This window comes from Paraburkholderia sp. RL17-368-BIF-A, from assembly GCF_046054045.1.
Classification (GTDB): domain Bacteria; phylum Pseudomonadota; class Gammaproteobacteria; order Burkholderiales; family Burkholderiaceae; genus Paraburkholderia; species Paraburkholderia graminis.
On the sequence record NZ_JARESN010000004.1, the window covers coordinates 298,750 to 320,478 of the forward strand.

Annotated in this window: 18 protein-coding genes; 8 read left to right on the top strand and 10 right to left on the bottom strand. The window is 63.7% G+C overall.

Annotated features, from left to right (window positions below; all coding sequences use genetic code 11):
* Positions 1–6: 6 nt before the first annotated feature.
* The 7 genes from P0D87_RS09650 to P0D87_RS09680 all read right to left on the bottom strand — a co-directional run bounded on the left by P0D87_RS09650 (position 7) and on the right by P0D87_RS09680 (position 8,099).
* The gene (locus tag P0D87_RS09650; protein ID WP_029969487.1) at positions 7–561 is read right to left on the bottom strand and encodes a (2Fe-2S)-binding protein; all 555 of its coding nucleotides are present in this window, start codon (positions 559–561) and stop codon (positions 7–9) included.
* Between the two features lie 949 nt (positions 562–1,510).
* Positions 1,511–2,902 (bottom strand): branched-chain amino acid transporter BcaP, encoded by a 1,392-nt coding sequence (gene bcaP / locus P0D87_RS09655; protein ID WP_029969492.1) that lies wholly within the window; start codon positions 2,900–2,902, stop codon positions 1,511–1,513.
* A gap of 235 nt (positions 2,903–3,137) precedes the next feature.
* Positions 3,138–3,794, bottom strand: a complete 657-nt coding sequence (gene rqpR, locus P0D87_RS09660) for a response regulator transcription factor RqpR (protein ID WP_006050491.1) — start codon at positions 3,792–3,794, stop codon at positions 3,138–3,140.
* 10 nt (positions 3,795–3,804) lie between these two features.
* Positions 3,805–4,701 (bottom strand): sensor histidine kinase, encoded by an 897-nt coding sequence (locus tag P0D87_RS09665; RefSeq protein ID WP_053857385.1) that lies wholly within the window; start codon positions 4,699–4,701, stop codon positions 3,805–3,807.
* Between the two features lie 418 nt (positions 4,702–5,119).
* Entirely contained in the window at positions 5,120–5,890 is a 771-nt protein-coding gene (locus tag P0D87_RS09670; RefSeq protein ID WP_006050489.1) for a ferredoxin--NADP reductase, read from the bottom strand.
* A 706-nt stretch (positions 5,891–6,596) separates the two neighbouring features.
* Positions 6,597–7,394 (bottom strand): endonuclease/exonuclease/phosphatase family protein, encoded by a 798-nt coding sequence (locus P0D87_RS09675; RefSeq protein ID WP_006050488.1) that lies wholly within the window; start codon positions 7,392–7,394, stop codon positions 6,597–6,599.
* 156 nt (positions 7,395–7,550) lie between these two features.
* The gene (locus tag P0D87_RS09680) at positions 7,551–8,099 is read right to left on the bottom strand and encodes a hypothetical protein (RefSeq protein ID WP_053857386.1); all 549 of its coding nucleotides are present in this window, start codon (positions 8,097–8,099) and stop codon (positions 7,551–7,553) included.
* 290 nt (positions 8,100–8,389) lie between these two features.
* On the opposite strand from P0D87_RS09680, the gene P0D87_RS09685 reads away from it, so the two are divergent.
* From P0D87_RS09685 to P0D87_RS09695, 3 genes are all read left to right on the top strand, one after another.
* The gene (locus P0D87_RS09685; RefSeq protein ID WP_029969498.1) at positions 8,390–9,367 is read left to right on the top strand and encodes an AAA family ATPase; all 978 of its coding nucleotides are present in this window, start codon (positions 8,390–8,392) and stop codon (positions 9,365–9,367) included.
* Positions 9,368–9,620: 253 nt separating this feature from the next.
* A complete protein-coding gene (locus tag P0D87_RS09690) occupies positions 9,621–10,727 on the top strand; it encodes an NAD(P)/FAD-dependent oxidoreductase (RefSeq protein ID WP_053857387.1) in 1,107 nt (368 codons plus the stop codon).
* A gap of 156 nt (positions 10,728–10,883) precedes the next feature.
* Positions 10,884–11,195: a high-potential iron-sulfur protein gene (locus tag P0D87_RS09695; RefSeq protein WP_006050484.1), complete on the top strand. Its 312-nt coding sequence runs from the start codon at positions 10,884–10,886 to the stop codon at positions 11,193–11,195.
* Between the two features lie 332 nt (positions 11,196–11,527).
* On the opposite strand, the gene P0D87_RS09700 is transcribed toward P0D87_RS09695, so the two are convergent.
* Entirely contained in the window at positions 11,528–13,093 is a 1,566-nt protein-coding gene (locus P0D87_RS09700; protein WP_053857388.1) for an amidase, read from the bottom strand.
* A gap of 204 nt (positions 13,094–13,297) precedes the next feature.
* Positions 13,298–13,996, bottom strand: coding sequence for a dienelactone hydrolase family protein (locus P0D87_RS09705; protein WP_006050482.1), 699 nt, complete (start codon positions 13,994–13,996; stop codon positions 13,298–13,300).
* A gap of 310 nt (positions 13,997–14,306) precedes the next feature.
* On the opposite strand from P0D87_RS09705, the gene P0D87_RS09710 reads away from it, so the two are divergent.
* Together P0D87_RS09710 and P0D87_RS09715 are read left to right on the top strand one after the other, a co-directional pair.
* Positions 14,307–15,419, top strand: a complete 1,113-nt coding sequence (locus P0D87_RS09710) for an NAD(P)H-dependent flavin oxidoreductase (protein WP_006050480.1) — start codon at positions 14,307–14,309, stop codon at positions 15,417–15,419.
* Between the two features lie 468 nt (positions 15,420–15,887).
* Complete coding sequence (locus P0D87_RS09715; RefSeq protein WP_006050479.1) at positions 15,888–17,033, top strand: branched-chain amino acid ABC transporter substrate-binding protein; 1,146 nt, start codon at positions 15,888–15,890, stop codon at positions 17,031–17,033.
* Between the two features lie 256 nt (positions 17,034–17,289).
* Here the strand turns inward: P0D87_RS09715 and P0D87_RS09720 are convergent, their stop codons facing one another.
* The gene (locus P0D87_RS09720) at positions 17,290–18,501 is read right to left on the bottom strand and encodes an MFS transporter (RefSeq protein WP_053857389.1); all 1,212 of its coding nucleotides are present in this window, start codon (positions 18,499–18,501) and stop codon (positions 17,290–17,292) included.
* Positions 18,502–18,783: 282 nt separating this feature from the next.
* Between P0D87_RS09720 and P0D87_RS09725 the strand changes: the two genes are divergently transcribed.
* From P0D87_RS09725 to P0D87_RS09735, 3 genes are all read left to right on the top strand, one after another.
* Complete coding sequence (locus P0D87_RS09725) at positions 18,784–19,446, top strand: HugZ family pyridoxamine 5'-phosphate oxidase (RefSeq protein WP_053857391.1); 663 nt, start codon at positions 18,784–18,786, stop codon at positions 19,444–19,446.
* A 395-nt stretch (positions 19,447–19,841) separates the two neighbouring features.
* Positions 19,842–20,144 (top strand): H-NS histone family protein, encoded by a 303-nt coding sequence (locus P0D87_RS09730; protein WP_006050476.1) that lies wholly within the window; start codon positions 19,842–19,844, stop codon positions 20,142–20,144.
* Positions 20,145–20,469: 325 nt separating this feature from the next.
* Positions 20,470–21,711: a cation diffusion facilitator family transporter gene (locus P0D87_RS09735; protein WP_053858940.1), complete on the top strand. Its 1,242-nt coding sequence runs from the start codon at positions 20,470–20,472 to the stop codon at positions 21,709–21,711.
* Positions 21,712–21,729: the final 18 nt, after the last annotated feature.

Here is a 21,729-nt window from a genome sequence, read left to right on the forward strand (position 1 = left end):
GGCTCCTCAGGCGGTGGCTTGCGCGGTGGCGCTTGCGTTCGCGTTTGCATTGGCGTTGGCAGTCGCGTTTGCGTCGGCGTTAGCCGCGCCCGGGGACTTCATGCCTGCGGCGCCTTCGAGCACGGCTTTCACGATGTTGTGATAGCCGGTGCAGCGGCACAGATTGCCGTCGAGTTGCGCGCGGACATCGTCGCCGGTGAGATTGGGCTGACGTTCGACGAGCGAGATTGCGCTCATCACCATGCCGGGCGTGCAGAAGCCGCATTGCAGGCCGTGGCAGTGTTTGAAGGCTGCCTGCATCGGATGCAGCGCGCCGTCTTTGGCGAGGCCTTCGATGGTGGTGATGCGCGCGCCGTCGGCCTGTGCGGCGAGGATGTTGCACGATTTGATCGCGCGGCCGTCGAGGTGGACGGTGCACGCGCCGCACTGGGCCGTATCGCAGCCGACGTGCGTGCCGGTGAGCCGGAGTTGATCGCGAAGGAACTGAACAAGCAGGGTGCCGGGCTCGACTGAAGCGCTGATGGGCGCACCGTTCACCGTCAGACTAATGCTGATCGCCATGAAGTCGTCTCCTGATGGGGGGAAACCGGACCGCTTTTGTTCTGCCTTCAGCCTGCTGCTCGTTCGCGAGGTCCGATTAAGGTGCTGCGGTTTTTTATGAGTCTGCCGAAAAGTAAAGCACAAATTGGGCGGGGGCGCTATGGGGGTTGTTTTGCCTTTCGGCGCTTTTTTTAACACCCTTGGCCTTTCCTTGATTTCGCTGTGGTCTATTCGCGTTGCCCCTGTGCGGGGCGGCACTCACTTTCTTTGCCGCCGCAAAGAAAGTAAGCAAAGAAAGCGGGCTTACACCGCCAGCTTTTAGATGGGTCCACCGGTTCGGAGACGGCAGTGGCGCGTCTTACATCCGTGTCCTCGCGCATTCGGCGCTCGTGACAAGGCAGTCATGCTTCCCGCCTCGCACTGCGTGCTCGCCGGAAGGGTTCGCTTACACCGTCCGCTTGCGCTTTTTCGCGGTGGGGGCCATCGGCTTCGCCTCGGCGAGGCGCACTCGAAGGCAATAGTTTTGCCTGGCGGGAATCTAAATGCCTGCGTTGCAATCGCGCTTTTGACGAACGCGGCGGCGGAGCCAGAAGAGCGCGAAGCGCAGCGACGGTTCGCGGCGCGGGGAACCGCAGAATCCCCGCGACGACTCGCGGCCCGCGACACGGTCGAATGCGCGATGGTTTTGGGAACGACCGCTGCGGCGCGCGAAGCGTCGCCGGAAGAATGACTGCCTTGTCACGAGCGCCGAATGCGCGAGGACACGGATGTAAGGCGCACCACTGCCCACTCCGAACTGGGGGAGCCATCTAAAAGCCACCGGTGTGAGCCCGCTTTCTTTGCTTACTTTCTTTGCGGCGGCAAAGAAAGTGAGTGCCGCCCCGCACAGGGGCAACACCAATAGACCACCGCGAAATCAAGGAAAGGCCAAGGGGGTTACTAACAACAACAACAACAAAAACCCCTGCCCTCATCGGGCCAAATGCGACCGCCTCCTCGAATACCCAAAATAAATCCCCATCCCCACCACCAACCAAACCAAAAAAGCCACCCAGGTAATAGCCTGCAAATTCACCATCAAAAACAGACACGAAGCGACAGCCAGCACCGGCACCACCGGCACACCAGGACACCGGAACGCGCGCGGCAACTCCGGATGCGTCCTACGCAAAACCAGCACCGCGATCGACACCATCGAAAACGCCGCCAACGTGCCGATGTTGATCAGCTCCGCCAGCACATTCAACGGCACGAGCGCCCCGATGAGCCCGAAGAAAATGCCGACGAGCCACGTCGTGAAGAACGGCGTCGCAAACCGCGGATGCACACGCGAAAGCCGTGCAGGCAACAAACCATCGCGTGACATCGCGAAAATCACGCGCGTCTGTCCGTATGCCATCACGAGGATCACGGTCAGCATGCCGAGCACCGCGCCCAGATCGATGAAGCCCGCCACCCACGGCTGACCCGCAACCTGCAACGCATACGACACCGGATGCGACACGTTCGCGAACTGCGCCGACGGCACGATGCCGGTCACCACAGCGGCCACCGCGACATACAACACCGCGCACACGCCAAGCGACGCGATGATGCCGATCGGCAAGTCGCGCTTCGGGTTTTTCACCTCTTCGGCGGCGGACGACACCGAGTCGAAGCCGATGAACGCGAAGAACATCACCGCGGCCGCGCCGAACACGCCGTTCCAGCCGTTCGGCATGAACGGGTGCCAGTTCGCCGGCGTCACATGAAACACGCCCACCGCGATCACGAGCAGCACCACGGTCACCTTGATCGCGACCATCACGTTGTTGATCCGCGCCGACTCGCGCACGCCGACCGACAGCAGCGCGGTGATCGCCATCATCACGAGGAACGCGGGCAGATTGAAAAGCGTTTCATGGCCGGGCAACGCGCCCGGCGCCGCCGTCAGCGCGACCGGCAACGACACGCCGAAACCGGACAGCAGCGATTGCAGATAACCGGACCAGCCCACCGAAACCGCGGACGTCGCGAGCCCATATTCGAGCATCAGATCCCAGCCGATGATCCACGCGGCCAGTTCGCCGAGCGTCGCGTACGAATACGTGTAGATGGAGCCCGCGACCGGAATCGTCGATGCAAATTCGGCGTAGGCGAGCGCCGCGAAACCGCACGCGACGGCCGCAATCAGGAACGAGATCATCAGCGCCGGGCCGGCTTGCACGGCGCCCGTGCCGGTCAGCACGAAAATGCCGGTGCCGATAATGGCGCCGACGCCGAGAAACGTCAGGTCTAGCGCACCGAGCGCTTTCTTCAGGCCGGCGTTCTGGGCGCTCGTCGCGAGCATGTGCTCGACGCTCTTCTTGCGGAACAGGGACATTGGCGGGGGTCTCCAGTAGTGCACGCGTGTCGCGCGCCGAATGTCGGGAAACCCGCGATTTTAGCGGATGCGCGCGCATGCACCTTTTTGGGACGCACTAAAAAGACGGGACTCTGGATACGTGGCGCTGGCGTGACCGAGCGGCATCGCAGCGGCAATCCAGCGGCAATCCAGCGGCAACCCGGCGGCAACCCGGCGGCAACCCGGCGGCATCCGACCTGCCGCAGCCGCCAGCTTACCCCGCCATCGCCGGATTGAGGTCGACGAGCCGGTTGCTCATCACATAGAAAGTGAGTTCGGCGTTGTTGCGCAGCTTCATCTTCTCGAGCAGGCGCGTGCGGTACACGCTCACCGTTTTCACCGACAGCGACAGCGCCTCGGCAATGTCGGTCAGCCGTTTGCCTGACGCGAGCATGCACAGGGTCTGGTATTCGCGGTCGGAGAGCTTTTCGTGCGGCAACTGCTCGCCGTCGAAGGAGACGTAATCGGCGAGCGCCTCGGCCATCGCCGGGCTCACGTATTTGCGGCCGGCCGCGACCTGCTGGATCGCGCCGATCATCTGGGCGGCGTCGACGGTTTTCGACAGGTAGCCCGCAGCGCCGGCCTTCAGCGCGCGCACCGCGTACTGGTCCTCGCGATACATCGAGAACATCAGCACCGCCACGCGCGGCGCCTTGCGCTTCAGGCGCTTGAGCACTTCGACGCCGTTCATGTCCGGCAGCGAAATGTCGAGCAGCACGACGTCGAAACTGTGGGCCGCGACGGCGTCGAGCGCTTCGGCGCCGGTCTGCGCCTCGGTGACCTCGCGCGCGACGCCGCGATCCAGCAGCAACTGGCGCACGCCCTGGCGAACCACGGCGTGATCGTCGGCGAGCAGGATGCGCAGGCTCATGACGGCTCGCTCACGATTGCAGCGCGCGCAGGCCGCCGCCTGGCTGCGCGTCGGCGAGCATCGCGTCCCACGCGAAGCGCGCGCGCACGAGCGTGCCGCGCGGGCCTTCGCTATCGCCGCGTTGCGCCGGGTTTTGCGTCGGGTTTTGCACCAGCGGCTGGCCGCCGCGCCGGGCGGTCACGCTCAGCGTGCCGTCGAAGGCCGCACAGCGCGCTTTCATCCCGCTCAGCCCGAAATGCCCGTGTCTGCGATGTGCGTGGCGCGAAACGCCGACGCCGTCGTCGCTCACGATCAGCGTCAGATGACGACGGCTGGTTTCGATCCGCACGTCGGCGGATTCGGCGCGCGCGTGCTTGGCGATGTTGTTCAGCGCTTCCTGGGCGACGCGGAACACGGCGAGCACGGCGTCGGCGGAGAGGCGCGTGAGACGCACGTCGGCCGCGCAGACGAAGCTCGTGCGCAACTGCGTGCGGGCGGCGAAGTCGCCGGTCCACTGGGCGAGCGCGCCGACGATGCCGGCTTCGAGCGCCGGCGCATGCAGTTCGGCCACCGCCTGCCGGGTCGCGGCGCAAACGGCGTCGAGCGAGCGGTTGGCGACGGCGAGCGCGGCCGAGCATTGCGCCGGAGCGTCGGCGGGCAGCCAGGTTTCCACGCCGGCGAGCGCGAAGCGCGTCGCGGTCAATTCGGCGCCCACGCCGTCATGCAGTTCGCGCGCGACGTGACGGCAGGCCGCTTCCTGCGCCCGGACCAGTTCGGCGGAAAGCTCCCGCACGCGCGAGCGCAGGCGAGCCAATTCGCGTTCCGCCGACGCCGACGATGACGCCGCCGCGCGGCCCGCGTCTTCGGCGGAGCGCGGCAACAAGGCCGACGAATGGCTGGTGAAACGGACGACAGTCGACGTATCCATGACTTTCTCTCAGAAAGCGGCGCGGACGGCGAAGCGGTGGCGCATCGGCGCCGCGAAGACGAAAGAACGCATCAGGTCTCGGGCCTCCAATATGGCCGCATCAGATGACTACGACGGGCAGATCACTACGCAGCAACGTAACGAAATTTACATTCAGTAACAAGCGGGTCGTACCATGAGCGGCAGTGAAATCGCCCGGCGGCGCGCCGCGATCATATCCCAAAAAAGAAAAAAATGCAGGCCCACCAAGGCTTAGCGGCATTAGTTCACGTAACGCCTGACATGCCGCTCATGCCGTTCTGTAGGAAGATTGCCGACAGAAAATGTCAAATGTCCGACGCTCAATTGTAACGGCGAAAAAAAAGGAGCCAGAAGGCTCCTTTTCCCTGGTTTCGCGGCACGAACCGCGAAAAATCGCTTAACCGACGAACGCCTTTTCGACCACATAGTGGCCCGGCTCGTTGTTGCTGCCTTCCTGGAAGCCCAGGTCGTCGAGCAGCTTGCGCGTGTCGCGCAGCATGTGCGGGCTGCCGCAGAGCATCACGCGGTCGTTTTCGAGCGAGAAGCCCGGCACGCCCAAGTCGGCGAACAGCTTTTCCGTTTCGATGAGTTCGGTGATGCGGCCGCGGTTCTCGAACGCTTCACGCGTGACCGTCGGGTAATACAGCAGCTTTTCCTGCACCAGTTCGCCGAGGTGCTCGTGCGCCGGCAGGTGGTCGGTGATGTATTCCTTGTACGCCAGTTCGTCGACGAAACGGCAGGTGTGCGTGAGGACCACGCGCTCGTAGCGGTCGTAAATGTCCGGATCTTTGATGATCGACATGAACGGCGCGAGGCCCGTGCCGGTGGACAGCAGCCACAGCGTCTTGCCGGGCAGCAGGTTGTCCGCCATCAGCGTGCCGACCGGCTTCTTGCCGATCAGCACCTGGTCGCCCACCTTCAGATGCTGCAAACGCGACGTGAGCGGGCCGTCCTGCACCTTGATGCTCAGGAATTCGAGATGTTCTTCGTAGTTCGCACTCGCGAGGCTGTACGCGCGCAAGAGCGGCTTGCCGTCGACTTCGAGGCCCACCATCGTGAACTGGCCGTTTTCGAAACGGAACGACGGATCGCGCGTGCAGGTGAAGCTGAAAAGCGTATCGGTCCAGTGATGGACGCTCAGGACGGTTTGTGAATTGAGGTTGCTCATGGCTTCTTGGATAGTGCGAAAACAAAGGCGGCCAGTCGTTGGAGCCGGCCGGCACGGCAAGGGCGATGCTGCGCTCACCCGCGGGCGGAATGGCGCGCAATCCGTTATTTTACCGCGCCCGCCGCCAGCGGGCCGAGACGCGGCGATGGGGCGCGAAAAGCGAATCAAACAGCGAATCAAGCGGTCGAGCGGCGGTGATCAACCGGCGTTCGTCGAACTCATCATGCGGATTTCCGGCCGAAGAGCGCGGGCGCCGGTTTTCGCTGGGTCCGCCGGGTCCGCCGGGTCCGATTACGACCGGCGACGGGCAGTGCCAGGCGTGCTTGCCGCCGCGCGTCACCAAGGTACGGCGATGGACGAGGGCCGCGCGGGGCGGCTGCCACCGGCTGTCCGGCTCGCGCCGGGTAGGCGCGCCGCGCGGGCAACATTTTCAGGATGATACAGAAAGCTGCCGTGCGGCGCAGCATAGACCCTGCCAATAAAGCAGGCAAACGGGCGGAAAACCAGGCTCGGGAATGTCAGCGTTTGCCCGCTGCAACCGCGCAATGAGTGACGTCGCGCCGAGGCTCGCGTTCGGCAGAAAGCGCATAGGCCCGGCCGGCGTCTGCATTTGTGTCTACGTGACCGCGCGTTCGCAAGCGCAAGTGCAATCGTGTCGACCGGGAGCGCGCTTTTCGGCCCGCATGCCACAGCACGCTCCGCGCCGTCACTCCACCCGCAAGCGCGCCATATACGGCAAATGATCCGACAGCCACGCGGTTTCCTGCGTCGGCGGAATCCATTCGATCGGCTTCATGCCGCGCACGAACATTTTGTCGAGCGCGAGGGCGGGCGAAAAAGCGGGGAACGTGCGGCCCGCCTCGCCGAGCAGCGTGGCCACTTCATGCAGGCCGTGCTCGCCGAACAGCGGCACCGAATCGTTGCGCCAGTCGTTGAAGTCGCCGGCCAGCACGAGCGGACCGTCCGGCGCTTCCTTCGCGATCCAGTGAGCGATCCAGTTCATCTGACGCAAGCGCGCCGAGCGCGTCAGCGCGAGGTGCGCGCACAGTAAGGTGACCGAGTGTCCGCCGAAGGTCGCGCGTGCGACCAGCAGCCCGCGTTTCTCGAAGCGATGCGCGGAAATATCCCAGCGTCCGCCGAGATCCAGCGGATGCGGCGACAGAATCGCATTGCCGTGCCGCCACGACGGCTTGAACACGTTCGGCCCGAGCGCGATTTCCAGTTGCAGCGCCTGCGCGATTTCGGTTGCCTGACAATGCCAGACATCGTTCAAGGGATCGGCGACGGGCGCGCCGAAGCTGCTCGCCAATACCGGCGACGGCATGCGGCGCGCCATCGCTTCCTGCAGAAAATAGGCGTCCGCGTGGGTCGACTGAACCCAGCGCTGCATGGCTTGCCAGGCTTGAAAGCCGAGCGGCGTGCGGCCCTTGTGAAGGTTCCAGCTCACCGCCACGAAATCCTTGGGTGCTGTGCTTTCGCGGATCAATTCTTCGGGGTTTCGCATGCCGCGTTATCCACGTGTTCTGTTTTCGGAGCTTCGATTGTTCATGCGTTGTTCGCGGGTCTCTCAGGTTGGCTCTTCAGCTTCGCTTTTCAACCCCGTCGACGGAACGCGCTTGCGCCTGAGTTGCCGCGGGTTTGTCGCTGGCTCGCAGCGCAGTCAGTTGACCGTATTGACCGCGCTCGCCGCGCTTGCCGCATTTGTCTCGCTTGCCGCATTGGCGCCATTCGTCAGATTTGCGCGGACGCGGTAGACGAGCGCCGGGTCTTTGTCGACGATTGTCCAGCTCGCCCATTGACCTGCCGCCACCTTCAGACCAGGATGGCTCGCGCTCACCTGGCGCGGCTGCGGCGGCAGTTTGCAGCCGGTGTCGGTCTGGCGCGCGGCGCTGTCCTCGAACGTTTCCTGCGCCTCGATGGAGAGCGTCACCTCGTTGCTGTCCGCCTGCAGCGGCGACACCGTCAGCGTGCGCGCCAGGTCGATGCTGCCCGCCGGCTGATCCTTGCAGCCGACGTTGTGCTGCACCACCTTGTGATGCGTGTCCGTGCGCGCCTGGCCGACCGTGGTCGTGCCGTCGAAGGTGTCGATCTGCTGCCCATTGAGCAGCACTTGCAGTTGCCATTGCACGACCTGCTGCGGCGGCCGCTGCTGCGCGTGTGCCAGCATCGAAGTGCCGATCAGCACGGCCGCGATAGACGTTTTCCACATAGAACGAATCTCCGGTGACTGCGTCCGGCAGCCTGGTCAGAGGGCCATCTTACGCCTGATGAGCGCAACGCTTTTCTGACACGTTAAACGGGGCCGGGTTCAGCAACAATCTGTTTCGAAGCGCGCCGGTCGTGCTCGCTGCGCGCCTGGCGCGGCTTTGCAGCATAACCGGCTGTTAGCAGCAGAGCCGCACGACTGCTGGCTTGCGTGCCGATCTGTCCTCGTTAAACTGGACCTGAAACGGCGTCCATCGGATGCCGCCTAGCAAGGCCAGTCAGACGGGGTGAGCAATGACAACAGCAATGGTCAGACAGGAAATCGCCGTAGCGTCTTTCAGTCAGGTGTACGACCTCGATCAGGTCGAGACGGCGCTGAACGATCTGAGCGAAGGCGCCAACGACGCGCTGCGCACAACCTACGAAAAGATGCTGAAAACCGGCAATCTGCGGTTCTGCGTGAAGCCGAACCGCATGCCGTCGATCGACGATCTGATCGACGCATTGCCGAACTTCGCCGATCCGCTCGACGACATCCGCAAGCAGGTGGCGCTTTGCCTGGAAACGGAGGACCGTCTCGAACTGATGCCAATTCTGCTGCTCGGCGATCCCGGCATCGGCAAGACGCATTTCGCGAAGCAGTTAGCGCGCCTGCTCGGCACGGCTTATCAGTATGTCGCGATGAGCTCGCTGACGGCCGGGTGGATTCTTTCGGGCGCGTCGTCGCAATGGAAAAACGCCAAGCCGGGCAAGGTGTTCGACGCGCTCGTGAACGGCAGCTATGCGAACCCGGTGATTACCGTCGACGAAATAGACAAGGCTACCGGCGACTCGCAATACGATCCGCTCGGTGCGCTGTACGCGCTGCTGGAGCACGACACGGCGCAGAGTTTCATCGACGAATTCGCGGAAATTCCGATCAATGCCGGCCACGTAATCTGGATTGCCACGGCGAACGACGCGCGCTCGATTCCCGAGCCGATCATGAACCGGATGAACGTGTATGAGATTCCGCCGCCGGATCGCGACGGCGCGCGCCGCATCGCGCAGTCCATCTACGCCGAGATTCGCGGCGCCCACAACTGGGGTCTGCGCTTTCCGGAGCAGCTCGGCGACGACGCGCTCGACGCGCTGAAAAACGCGTCGCCTCGCGAAATGCGCCGGGCGATTCTGAACGGCTTCGGCGCGGCGCGCATCGACGGACGCGACGAGATCGGCGGCGGCGACATCCGGCTCGACTTCGGCAACCGTCGCAGGCCGATCGGCTTCTAGGCAGCCACTGTCCATTCCCGCCAAAAACTGCGAATGTCCGCACGATGCGCTGTCGCTGGAAACAGCGGGAGCGCATCGCCGTGCGCGCGGCGTCGTACAATTTGAGGCAGCGGTCGGATGACCGTTGTAAAACGGTCGCAAAACGGCAGTGCGTTCGGCAGCGAGCGGTGTACGGCGTTCGTTGGCCGCATGCTGTTGCCATCTACATGGATGAACGAGGCGGCGCGTAGCGAAGTCGGCTGCGTCGAGGGACATGGACCAGATCGAATGTGTCGTAATCGGCGCCGGCGTGGTCGGGCTCGCGGTGGCGCGTGCGCTCGCGGCGCGCGGGCGCGAAGTGATCGTGCTGGAAGCCGCCGAGGCAATCGGCGTGGGCACGAGTTCGCGCAACAGCGAAGTGATTCACGCGGGCATCTACTATCCGCGCGGCTCGCTGAAGGCAACGCTGTGCGTGCGCGGCCGCGAGATGCTTTACGACTATTGTGTCGAGCGTAACGTGCCGCATTCGCGCTGCGGCAAGCTGCTCGTCGCGACGTCGAACAATCAGATTCCGCAGCTCGACAGCATCATGGCCAAGGGCCGCGACAACGGCGTGCTCGACCTGATGCGCATCACGGGCAGCGAGGCGCAGGCGCTCGAACCGGCGCTCGAATGCGTGGCGGCCGTGTTCTCGCCGCAGACAGGCATTGTCGACAGTCATCAGTTGATGCTGGCCTTGCAAGGCGACGCCGAGCGCGACGGCGTGATGTTCGCGTTCCATTCGCCGGTCGAGGCAATCGAGGCGGGCAATGGCCGCTTCATCATCAAGGTCGGCGGTAATGCGCCAACCACGATCAGCGCCGCTTGCGTGATCAACAGCGCCGGGCTGCACGCGAACGCGCTGGCGCGCAAGATTCGCGGACTCGACGCGCGCCACGTTCCGCCGCTTTACCTCGCGCGCGGCAACTACTTCAGCATCTCCGGACGCGCGCCGTTTAGCCGCCTGATTTATCCGATGCCGAACGAAGCAGGACTCGGCGTGCATCTGACGATCGACCTTGGCGGCCAGGCGCGCTTCGGTCCGGACGTCGAATGGGTCGATGCCATCAACTACGACGTCGATCCCCAGCGCGCCGAATCTTTCTACGCAGCGATTCGCGCTTACTGGCCCGCGCTGCCGGACAACGCGCTGCAGCCGGCTTACGCGGGAATCCGTCCGAAGCTGTCGGGCCCCGGCGAACCCGCCGCCGATTTCGTGATCCAGGGACCGGCCGCGCATGGCGTGCGCGGACTCGTCAATCTGTTCGGCATCGAATCGCCGGGACTCACGGCTTGCCTGGCGATCGCGCAGCGAGTGTGCGAATTGAGCGGCCGCGCATGAGCGCACGCGGTTGCGCTTCACGCGGCGCGGCCCGATGTCGTTGCGATTCGCTTATCTCTATCATTTGACCCGTCACCTGAGACGGCTTCATTGATATCCTTGGGGACCGCTGTCATCAGAACGGCGATCAGTTCAATATAAATGGAGTGAGTCCCCATGAAAGCTTCCCGTCGCACGTTTTTGATTTCCAGTATTGGCGTGGCTTCGTCGCTGGCACTGTCCCGCCAGGCATTCGCCGATGCACCGAAGGTCGCAGAAAGCGACCCGACCGCACAGGCGCTCGGCTACAAGGAAGACGCCAGCAAGGTCGACAAGGCGAAGTTCGCCAAGTACGCGCCGGGCCAGGACTGCGGCAACTGCAGCTTCTATCAGGGCAAAGCCAGCGATCCGTACGCGCCGTGTCCGATGTTCGCCGGCAAGCAGGTTGCGGCGAAAGGCTGGTGCAGTGCGTATAACAAGAAGGCCTGATCGCGTGGTTCTCACGCTGCCTTCATGCGTTGGCTGATGTGCGCTGCAATATGAGCGGCCGTGCGGCGCGCTGAGCGCCGAACTCTTCCTCCGCGGATTTGCGCTGCACGGGTATCTCGTTGGTCTACCGTAATACCGTGACGATGTTCGGCGGCTTTGGACCGTTCGTCGTCACGTCGCTTACCGAGGCGAGCGGCTCGCCGCTCGCACCGACTTATTACTTGATGCGCGGACTGGTTGCGTCGATCGTCGCAGTGGCTTGCATGCCGGGCCATCGTCACGTCGATGCCGACGCACGCGCAGCGCAAACCGTTCACCTCACATCACACCGCCTAGCTGCGCGCCTTGATCAGCGGCGGACGCTTGTCGAACCACGGCCGTGCCGCTTCGAGTTGCGCGGCAAGGCGCAGCAGCGTGGCTTCGCCGCCGTCGCGGGCCGCGAACTGCACGCCAACGGGAAGTCCGCGCGCATTCCAGTAAAGCGGTATCGACATGGCCGGCTGGCCGCTCAGATTGAAGAGCTCGGTGCAGCCCGCCCACGCAAACGCCTTGTTCGATGCCTCGGCGAGCAGCTTCTTCATCAGCGGCTCGAGCGGCATCGCGCTGACTGCGCGCATCTGCATGCGCTCGGCCTGCGTCGGATGCATCTCGCCGATCTTGATGGGCGCCGCGGCGAGCGTTGCGCACAGAATCACGTCGTAGCGGCTCAGCAGATCGGTCAGACGTTCGGTGATGCGGCGCTGTTCTTCGAGCGCCCCGGGCAGGCCGCGCTCACCGAGCTTGCGGCCCACGTGCGCCATCGCCCACGTCGAGATTTCGAACTCGTCGCGTGACGGCTTGCGTCCGGTGATGCGCTCGGCGTTCAGCACGAGGTCTTCCGCCGTCACGGACCACAGCGTGAGGAACGCGTGCCTGACCGCGTCGAAATCGATCCCGAGCGAAACAGGCTCGATGTTGTGTCCCAGCGAGCTTGCAAGTTGCGCGGCGTCTTCGAGCGCGGCGCGTGCATCGGCGGAAAGCGACGGGGCGAGCATCGGCTCGGTCACGTACGCAATGTTCAGCGGTTTGCACGGCTCGCGGCTCGCGCCGAGAAACGTACCCGGCGCGCCGAGCGGACGGTCCGCGTTGCCCGCGAGCAGGTCGAGCAACACCGCGCTGTCGCGCACGCTGCGCGAGATGGCGTGATCGACGCCGAGTTCGCCGGCCGCGACCGCGGCGGGCATGCGCGGCACGCGTCCACGCGACGGCTTGAGCCCGAACAGTCCGCAGCACGACGCGGGGATGCGGATCGAGCCGCCGCCGTCCGATGCATGCGCGAGCGGCACGATGCCCGCCGCGACTGCCGCCGCCGCACCGCCGCTCGAGCCGCCGGGCGTATGGTCGAGATTCCACGGATTACGGCACGCGCCGAATAGTTCGGGCTCCGTATAAGGCATTTGACCGAGCTCGGACGTGCTCGTCTTGCCGAAGATGTTGAGGCCCGCCGCTTTGGCGAGCGCGACGACCGGCGCGTCGTCGGTGGGAATGAAGTGGCGATAGTGACGGCTGCCCATCGTCATGCGCAGGCCCGCGACGGCGGCGCCCAGATCCTTGATCAGATACGGCACGCCGGCGAGCGCGGTCTGCGCGGTTTGCGGGCTGTCGGCGTCCGCGCCATTTGCGCCATTTGCGCCGTTTGTACCGTTGATGCCGTTCCCGCCGTTCGCCATGCTCGCGTCGTAACGCGACGCGCGTTCGCGGGCGGCTTCGTAGTCCTTCAGCACGATCGCGTTGATCGCGGGATTGACCGCTTCCGTGCGCGAGATCGCTGTGTCCAGCAACTCGCGCGCGCTGGCTTCGCGAGTCCGCACGAGTTCGGCCAGGCCGAGGGCGTCATGGGCGAGATAGTCTGATAGCACGGCGGAAAGGACCTCGCTGGCGGATGTGGGATGTCCATCGTCGATGCACGCAAGCGGCGACGCGGCGGCACAGCTACGCCGTGATTTGCCGCCGCGTGCATCGACGCGAAAAGAGCGGGCGCGCCGCCCTTCAAGCGTAACCGACTCGCGCGCCGCCGCGGCGAGCCTATCGCGTCAGTGCGTGACTTGCGTCACTTGCCCGACTTACAGCCGCTCGCCGAGGAACGTCAGCGTGCGGCCATGCGCGAGCGCGGCGGCGCGCTGGTTGTACGACGCACGGTCCGAACAGTTGAAGCCGTGATCCGCGTTCGGATAGATGTGGAACTCGGCATCGGTGCGGCCGGCAAAGCGCTCCTGAATCTGACCGACGGCCGACAGCGGAATATGCTGGTCGAGTTCGCCGTAGTGAAACTGCATCGGCACCTTGACCTTCGCGGCTTCGTCGAGCTTGTTCTGAATGCCGCCGCCGTAATAGGCGACCGCGGCGTCGACGCTGCCGCGCGCGGCCGTCAAATATGCAAGCAGTCCGCCGAAGCAGAAGCCGATCGCGGCGATCTTGCCGGTGACTTCGGGCATCGCGCGCAAGGCCGCGGCCGTTGCGCCGATGTCGTCGGCGGCCTGGTTTGCGTCGAGCTTCTGCATCAGTTCGACGCCCTTCGCGCGGTCCGCGCCTTCATACGTCAACTCGACGCGCGGCTGCACGCGCCAGAACACGTCGGGTGCGAGCGCGACGTAGCCGTCTTGCGCATATTGATCCGCGACCGAGCGGATATGGCTGTTCACGCCGAAGATTTCCTGAATGATGATGACAGCCGGTCCCTTGCCGCTTTTGGGCAGCGCGAGATAGCCGCCGAACGTGTCGTTGCCGGCGGGAATGTCGATCCATCGCGAAGTGATGCTCATGGTGTCCTCCGTAATCGCGCGCGGTCGCGCGAATGAATTGAGTGGGCGAGTTGAGACAAAACGAATGCAAGAGGCGCGAATGCCTGAAGCGGGCGGTCAGTGTGCCACCAAAAGAAAGCCGGTGCAGGCACCCCCGGCAAAGCCTTGCGAACAGCCTTCGAAAGCCCGTTCGACGGGCATCGTCAAGGCAATCTCATTGGACGATCCGAACGTTCTCGATTATTCATTTTCCTGTTGCGCGTCGCGCCGGTAGAGTCCACGGTAAGGTCTCGCGGGTATGGCGAGCGGATTGCGCGAAGGAGAATCGATCATGAGTGAAGGCAGTTTTGTGACGCCGTTTGCCGAGCGTTTTGGCTTGCGTGTGCCGGTCGTGCAGGCGCCGATGGCGGGCGCCACGACGCCCGAGCTGGTCGCGGCGGTATCGAATAGCGGCGGCCTCGGCACGCTGGCCGGTGCGGCGCTGTCGCCGGAGAAAATCGCGAGCGACGTCGCGGCGATTCGCGCGCTGACGGATCGCCCGTTCGGCGTCAATCTGTTCGTGCTGCAGCCTGCCGCGCCCGACGACGCCACCGTGCGCCGCGCGCTCGAAGCCATCGACCCGGTGCGCGCGGACCTAGGTTTGCCGCCGGGCCGGCCGCTCGAACGCTACGCGCCGGATTTTCGCGCGCAGTTGGAGGCGCTGATCGAATCGCGTGTGCCGGTGGTCAGCTTCACGTTCGGGCTGCTGTCACGCGAAGACGTCGCGCGGCTGCAGGCGAACGGTCAATATGTAATCGGCACCGCGACGCATGTTGCGGAAGGCGTCGCGTGGCGCGACGCGGGCGCCGATGCGATCGCCGCGCAGGGTTCGGAGGCGGGCGCGCATCGCGGCACGTTCATCGGTTCATTTGAAGAAGCGCTGGTCGGCACGATGGCGCTCGTGCCGCAACTCGTCGACGCAACCGGACTGCCCGTGCTCGCCGCCGGCGGCATCATGGACGGACGGGGAATCGTCGCCGCGCTCGCGCTCGGCGCGCAAGCCGCGGTCATGGGCACCGCGTTCCTGACTTCCCGCGAAAGCGCGATACCGCAGGCATGGAAAGACCGGCTGCGCTCGATTTCCGACACGTCGACTTCGGTGACCTACGCGATCACTGGCCGCCACGCGCGCGGCATCCGCAATCCGCTGATGCAGCGCCTGAGCGAAGCGCCGCAGAAGATCGCGCCGTATCCCGTGCAGAACGCATTGACGCAGGAGTTGCGTCAGACGGCCGGCCGCGCGCAGAACGGCGATTATCTGTCGCTGTGGTCGGGGCAAGGTGCGCCGCTCGGCCGCTCGCGGCGCGAGGACTTCGGCGCAGCCGAACTGATGGCGCAACTCGACGACGAATGGCGTGCGGCGAGCGCCGGCATCGCGGCGTTCGTCGCTGGATTTAAACGCTGAACCGCGACGAGTCAGGACGCGTGCCGCCCCCGCTTGCGGCGCGCGTCGTTTTCAAAAAAAGTGCCGGCCGCTCGAATCCATTTCGACGTATTCCGCCTCATTCGAACCATTAACGGTTTGACTCGCTAAAACCTTTAGCGCTTACTCGCCGATGCGTTGCTCATATAGCGGAAACCCGCATGGGCCGGTGCTTTCCAGCCCGCGACGCAAGCCGGAAGCCGGCGCCACTGGATAAACGCTATTAGTGTTCATCCCACTTCCTCAAAAAAGTCCCACAAATTAATTTGATAGCCTACACTTGCGCGCAAGTACGGGTTGCCGCCTGTCACAAACAGTCCGGCAGACGTACTGGCCAAGTGCATGAACGATGCAACCGGCGTGGTCGTCCACGGGACTGAGCGACACGTGTTGGGGAAGCGGGGGCACAGGGCGATTACGTTGTTTTTGGGACCGAAACTGGAGACTTACATGAACATCAAGATTCAAAAGCTGTTGCCGATCAGCGCTGCGGCGATGCTGTTCGCGACGTTGGCAACATCGGCTGCAGCCGACACGGTCGTCAAGATCGGTCACGTTGCACCGCTGACTGGCGGTATCGCTCACCTGGGGAAAGACAACGAAAACGGCGCACGCCTCGCGGTTGAAGAAATCAACGCGAAGGGCCTGACGATCGGCGGCCAGAAAGTCACGCTGCAACTCGACGCACAAGACGACGCAGCCGACCCGCGTACTGCTACGCAAGTCGCGCAGAAGCTGGTCGACGACAAGGTTGTGGCAGTGGTCGGCCACCTGAACTCGGGCACGTCGATTCCGGCTTCGAAGATCTATAGCGATGCAGGCATCGTGCAGATCTCGCCGTCGGCAACGAACCCGGCCTATACGCAACAAGGTTTCAAGACGACGTACCGCGTCGTTGCGACCGATGCGCAACAAGGTCCGGCACTGGCTAACTACGCAGCCAAGGGTCTGAAAGTGAAGAGCGTCGCGATCGTCGACGACTCGACCGCTTACGGCCAGGGTCTCGCGAACGAATTCGAAAAGACCGCAAAGTCGCTGGGCCTGAACGTGATGTCGCATGACGCGACGAACGACAAGGCTGTCGACTTCCGCGCGATTCTGACGAAGATCAAGGGCGAAAACCCGGACGCGATCATGTACGGCGGCATGGACGCCACCGGCGGCCCGTTCGCGAAGCAAGCCAAGCAGCTCGGCCTGCGCGCGAAGGTGCTGGCAGGCGACGGCGTGTGTACCGACAAGCTGTCGGACCTCGCTGGCGACGCAACCGACAACATCGTCTGCTCGGAAGCCGGCATGGCGCTCGAGAAGATGGAAGGCGGTTCCGCGTTCCAGGCGAAGTACCTGAAGCGTTTCGGTCAGCCGATCCAGATCTACGCTCCGTTCACGTATGACGCTGTGTACATCATCGTCGACGCAATGAAGCGCGCTGGCTCGACCGATCCGTCGAAGATCCTCGCTGCAATGCCGAACACCGACTACAAGGGTGTGATCGGCCAGACGACCTTCGACTCGAAGGGCGATCTGAAGCACGGCGTGATCTCGCTGTACAACTACAAGTCGGGCAAGAAGACGCTGCTCGACGTGGTGAAGATGTAATACCGCATGGGTGCGGGCAGCTTGCGCTGTCCGTGATCGCATGATTGGAAAAGGCACGCGTACCTTCGGTCGCGTGCCTTTTGTTTTTGGTGTGGGGTTGGCGGTTGGTGGTTTGCGTCAGCCGTGTTGGTCGCGTTGCGTGCGTCGGGCGCGTTGCCCGCGTTGCTTGCGTTCTAACAGGAGTAACGGCTATCGCAACCAACGCGACCCGACGCCTCCGCGCCAGTCCACGAAACAGGCGAGGGCGCCGCAGCCGCTAAATCTTCAGCCGCTGCAGCACCTTCGGTCCCGCAATCGCAATCAGCGCGCAGCACACCGCGACCACGGACAGTCCGATCGACAGATTCGTCACCTGCGCCACCGCGCCGATCAGGACCGGCCCAAACAGCATCCCAAAGTAAGCCAGCCCGGCGACGTGCGCCAGCCCTTCGGCAGCGTGGATGCCTTTCACGCTCGCGGCGGCCGCGAACAGCACCGGCATCATATTGGCGAGGCCCAAGCCCATCAGCGTGAAGCCGGTCAGCGCCGCGACTGGCGTCGGCACCAACAGCGCGCCGATCATGCCGGCGAGCGCAAGCGTCGCGCTGGCCATCACCAGTTGCGGAGCGCCGAAGCGCGCGCGCACCGCGTCCCCGGCAAAACGCGCGGCTGCCATGCCGCCCGAAAACGCGGCATACGCGGCGCTCGCGGCCGCCGGCGAAGAGAGGACGACATCGCGCATATAGACGGTCGCCCAGTCGTACATCGCGCCCTCGGCGATCAGCGCGACGAGCGCGACCGTGCCGAGCGCCCACAACGCGGGCGAGCGCCAGCGGTTCGCACGCGGCGTCGCCGAGTCAGGATGTTCGTCGTGCGGCACGTGCGGCAACACGGAAGGGCAGGCCGCGATCAGCACGAGCGCGCTGACGGCCGCGGCCAACCCGAGATGCACGGCCGGCGCCATCCCATGCGCGAGCAGCGCGCCGCCGACAGCCGCGCCGACCATCCCGCCGACGCTGAACATGCCGTGCAACGACGACATGATCGGCTTGCGCAGCGCCTTTTCGACGGCGCTCGCTTCGGCGTTCATCGCGACGTCGAGCGTGGCCATGCCCGCGCCGAATAGGGCCAGCACGACCAGCAGCATCCAGTAGAACGGCACCACGAGGATCAACGCGACGCAGACCGACATCACGAGCCCGCCGGTGAGGCAGGCGCGGCGCGTGCCGACGCGCGCAATCCACGACGCGTTCGCGGCCATCGCGCCGATCGAGCCGCCGGCAACCGCGAGGAGCGCGAGCGACAGCAAGGCGGGACTCAGGTGGAAGCGGTCGCGCACGGTCGGCACATGCACGCCCCACGAGCCGTACACCATGCCGGCGATGAAAAACAGCGCCATCGTCGCGATGCGCGCTCGCTGACGCGCGGTGTCGGACAGGTTCCGGTGAGCGGCGGGGATGGCGGCGAAGTCGGTGGAGCGATCGGACACGGGAGTCTCGTGAGGAGGAAGATGCGGAAGAAAGCGCACTGAAAGCGAATTTCCGATTCTAACGAAGGGCGCTGTCTTATGCTTGAATCCACGGAATTGCGCTTTTGCTGGATTCGTCGCGCGTTGGCAGATGGTTCGCGGATGTGAGCGCCCAGCGACTCACGAATCCGCGAATCCACGAGGTGCATGCAATATATATAGGCGGGCAGCCGGCATTGCACGTCACGCCAATCCGCGCATCAACGGACGACAAGAATTCGCTCATCGACGAAAGGAACGCACTTGAACATTCCCGCACAAGCTCCATTGCACCTGTTGCATACCGCCGCGGTCGGCACGCTGGCGACGCACGCGCGCCAGCCCGAAGGCTTCCCTTATCCGTCGGTGCTGCCGTTTGCGCCTGATGAACAGCATCGGCCGACGATTCTGGTGAGCCGGCTCGCCGAGCACACGCATAACCTGCACGCCGATCCGCGTGCCGGCTTCCTCGTCGTCGATGCGCCGGACGGCGACGTGCTCAACGGTCAGCGCGTCACGTTGCTCGGCACTTTCGAACCGGTCGACCCGGCGCCCGAACTTGTCGCACGTTATCTGCGCTATCACCCAGACGCGGAGCGCTATCTTGTCCTCGGCGACTTCACGTTCTGGACGATGAAGCTCGACCGCCTGCGCTATATCGGCGGATTCGGCGCGATGGGCTGGCTCGGCGGCGATGAACTCGACCCGCTGCCGGTGCTCGGGCACGACGAGGAAGACGCGCTGATTGGCGAATTTGCCGACGCAGTGTCCGACGCCTGCGGCTACCGGCTAATCGGCGTCGACAGATATGGCGTCGATTTGCGGCAAAACGGTCTGCGCAAACGTTTCGCATTCGAAAGCGCGAAGCTGGACATGGAAACATTGCGTGCGGCGCTAGAAGATTGCATTCGACGGCGGGCCAATTAGGCGTTTATTGCCTATTCGGGAAAACCTTATCGCCGAAAACGGTAGGCCCAAAGTGCTTCAAATATGTGCCGACATTTCATGTCGAAGCTCTCATGCAATGAAATGTTTGCTTGCGGAAACTGTCTTAATTTTCATGCGCTGATAATTAATCCCATATTTACCGATTCGCGCGACGCTTTGTCTGCAAAAAACGCGGAGTGGCTAAATGAAAGCTGACGCGTGACAGCGCCTCGCCGCGAAAGTTTTTGAAACGGACAAGTATTAGTTTTACGCGGACGCGTTTGTAGTCTTTCTATTTTGTGTTAATCTCGCGTTCAAATTCCGAGGCATGAACACCTTCAAAGGGCAAGCCGGCTTAAGACTGGCAGTCGTTAATCCAAACCACCAGGGAACCTATGTCTTCCTACAAGGAACTACTCGCGCAGCGAGAGAAGCTGGAAAAGCAGATCGAAGAGGCGAAGTCGCGCGAATACGCGGAAGTGCTGAACGAAATCAAACAGAAAATGGCCGACTACGGCATTTCGCTGAGCGAACTCGGCGGCGGGCGCGCGCCCAAGGGTGCAAAAGCCGCTCGTCCGCGTGCCGGCGTTGCGCCTAAATATCGTGACCCGGAAAGCGGCAGCACGTGGTCGGGCCGCGGCAAACCGCCGCGCTGGATTGCGGGCATGGATCGCGACAAGTTTCTCATTCAGAAGTAATCAGGCGCCAGGCTTACTGAGTGCTTGCCCGGAATTAATCAGGTGTAATGCCTCTCGCATGTGTAGCATTAACGTAATACGAATGAGGCTCGCGTCGCGAGTGCGCTGGACTCATTCACTAAGGCCGCGCAGTTTCCAGGCGCGGCTTTTTTGTCGTCCGTTCAAATCGTGTGTGTGCCACGCGCACTGCCGCTTCGCGCAATTCGAATGCGAATGCTTTTCGTTTTCATAAGCGATTGATTCTAAAAGATGTTTGTTGGCGTGGGCGCTCATTCTTAAGACCGGACGGGTAGAATGGAGAGGTTGAACACCCACCGCTTCCATGATGCCTTCCGCCGCCATTGAGTCCGCTGAAAAACACCGCGTCGCGCGCAAAAGTACGTTTGTCAGTATTGCGCTGAATACGGTATTGATGGCGCTGCAAATCGCCGTCGGTGTGTTCGCGCACTCGCAGGCATTGGTGGCTGACGGCATCCACTCTCTCGCCGACCTCATTTCCGATTTTGTCGTGCTGTTTGCCAATCGGCACAGCGGCGCAAAGCCGGATGCCGATCACAATTACGGCCATAGCCGTTACGAAACGGTCGCATCGCTCTTTCTCGGCGCGCTGCTGATTGCGGTCGGCTTCGGCATGTTATGGCGTGCCGGTACGCGTCTCGCCGATCTCGAGAGCATCCCCGCCGTTCATCTGAGCGCGCTTATCGTGGCCGTGCTCGTCCTCGTCTCCAAAGAGGGACTGTTTCGCTACATGCTGCGGGAAGCTCAGCGCGTGCGTTCGGCCATGCTGATCGCGAATGCGTGGCATGCGCGCTCGGACGCGGCGTCGTCGCTGGTGGTTGCGCTCGGTATTCTCGGCAGCCTTGCGGGCGTGCGGCTGCTCGATCCGATCGCGGCGGCGATCGTCGGTTTCATGGTGGCGCGCATGGGCTGGATGTTCGGATGGGACGCGCTGCAGGATCTGTCCGACCGCGCACTCGACGACGCCGCCACCGCCGACATGCGCGCGCTGCTGCTGTCCACGCCCGGCGTGCGCGACGTCCACGAATTGCGCACGCGCAAAATGGGAGATTTCGCGCTTGTCGACGCGCATATTCTGGTCGATCCGCTCATCTCGGTTTCCGAGGGGCACTACATCGCGGAGACTGCGCGCCTGCGCGTGCTGAACGACAGCCGCGTGCTGGACGCGCTGATTCACGTCGATCCCGAGAACGATGCCGTCGCGCATCCGCCCGTCGGTTTGCCGCCGCGCGAGCGGATCGTCGCGGACGTCAACGCGGCATTGGCCGCGGGCGGCGTGAAGGCGGCCGCAGTCAACATTCATTATCTGAGCACGGGGCTCGACGTCGAAGTCGTGCTGCCGGTGCTGCCTTCGCATGGGTCCGGCAAGGGCGACGCAGAGGGGCTCCAGCGCGTGGATCTCGCCGCGCTCAAGCGCCGGCTCGGTGCGCGCAAGCTGGAGGTGTTACGCGAGGTGAGCACGCCGTCGACGCAAAGCGGTTCGTCCACGCAGGCGGGCGCTACGGGCCATGGTCGTCGCCGTACCACAGTGCCGCACGGCACTAACTGAGGCTTGAGAGCAACGCAA

Coding starts and splice junctions, on each gene's coding strand:
- P0D87_RS09650 (WP_029969487.1), bottom strand. CDS start 561: ATGGCGATCAGCATTAGTCTGACGGTGAACGGTGCGCCCATCAGCGCT.
- bcaP (WP_029969492.1), bottom strand. CDS start 2,902: ATGTCCCTGTTCCGCAAGAAGAGCGTCGAGCACATGCTCGCGACGAGC.
- rqpR (WP_006050491.1), bottom strand. CDS start 3,794: ATGAGCCTGCGCATCCTGCTCGCCGACGATCACGCCGTGGTTCGCCAG.
- P0D87_RS09665 (WP_053857385.1), bottom strand. CDS start 4,701: ATGGATACGTCGACTGTCGTCCGTTTCACCAGCCATTCGTCGGCCTTG.
- P0D87_RS09670 (WP_006050489.1), bottom strand. CDS start 5,890: ATGAGCAACCTCAATTCACAAACCGTCCTGAGCGTCCATCACTGGACC.
- P0D87_RS09675 (WP_006050488.1), bottom strand. CDS start 7,394: ATGCGAAACCCCGAAGAATTGATCCGCGAAAGCACAGCACCCAAGGAT.
- P0D87_RS09680 (WP_053857386.1), bottom strand. CDS start 8,099: ATGTGGAAAACGTCTATCGCGGCCGTGCTGATCGGCACTTCGATGCTG.
- P0D87_RS09685 (WP_029969498.1), top strand. CDS start 8,390: ATGACAACAGCAATGGTCAGACAGGAAATCGCCGTAGCGTCTTTCAGT.
- P0D87_RS09690 (WP_053857387.1), top strand. CDS start 9,621: ATGGACCAGATCGAATGTGTCGTAATCGGCGCCGGCGTGGTCGGGCTC.
- P0D87_RS09695 (WP_006050484.1), top strand. CDS start 10,884: ATGAAAGCTTCCCGTCGCACGTTTTTGATTTCCAGTATTGGCGTGGCT.
- P0D87_RS09705 (WP_006050482.1), bottom strand. CDS start 13,996: ATGAGCATCACTTCGCGATGGATCGACATTCCCGCCGGCAACGACACG.
- P0D87_RS09710 (WP_006050480.1), top strand. CDS start 14,307: ATGAGTGAAGGCAGTTTTGTGACGCCGTTTGCCGAGCGTTTTGGCTTG.
- P0D87_RS09715 (WP_006050479.1), top strand. CDS start 15,888: ATGAACATCAAGATTCAAAAGCTGTTGCCGATCAGCGCTGCGGCGATG.
- P0D87_RS09730 (WP_006050476.1), top strand. CDS start 19,842: ATGTCTTCCTACAAGGAACTACTCGCGCAGCGAGAGAAGCTGGAAAAG.
- P0D87_RS09735 (WP_053858940.1), top strand. CDS start 20,470: ATGCCTTCCGCCGCCATTGAGTCCGCTGAAAAACACCGCGTCGCGCGC.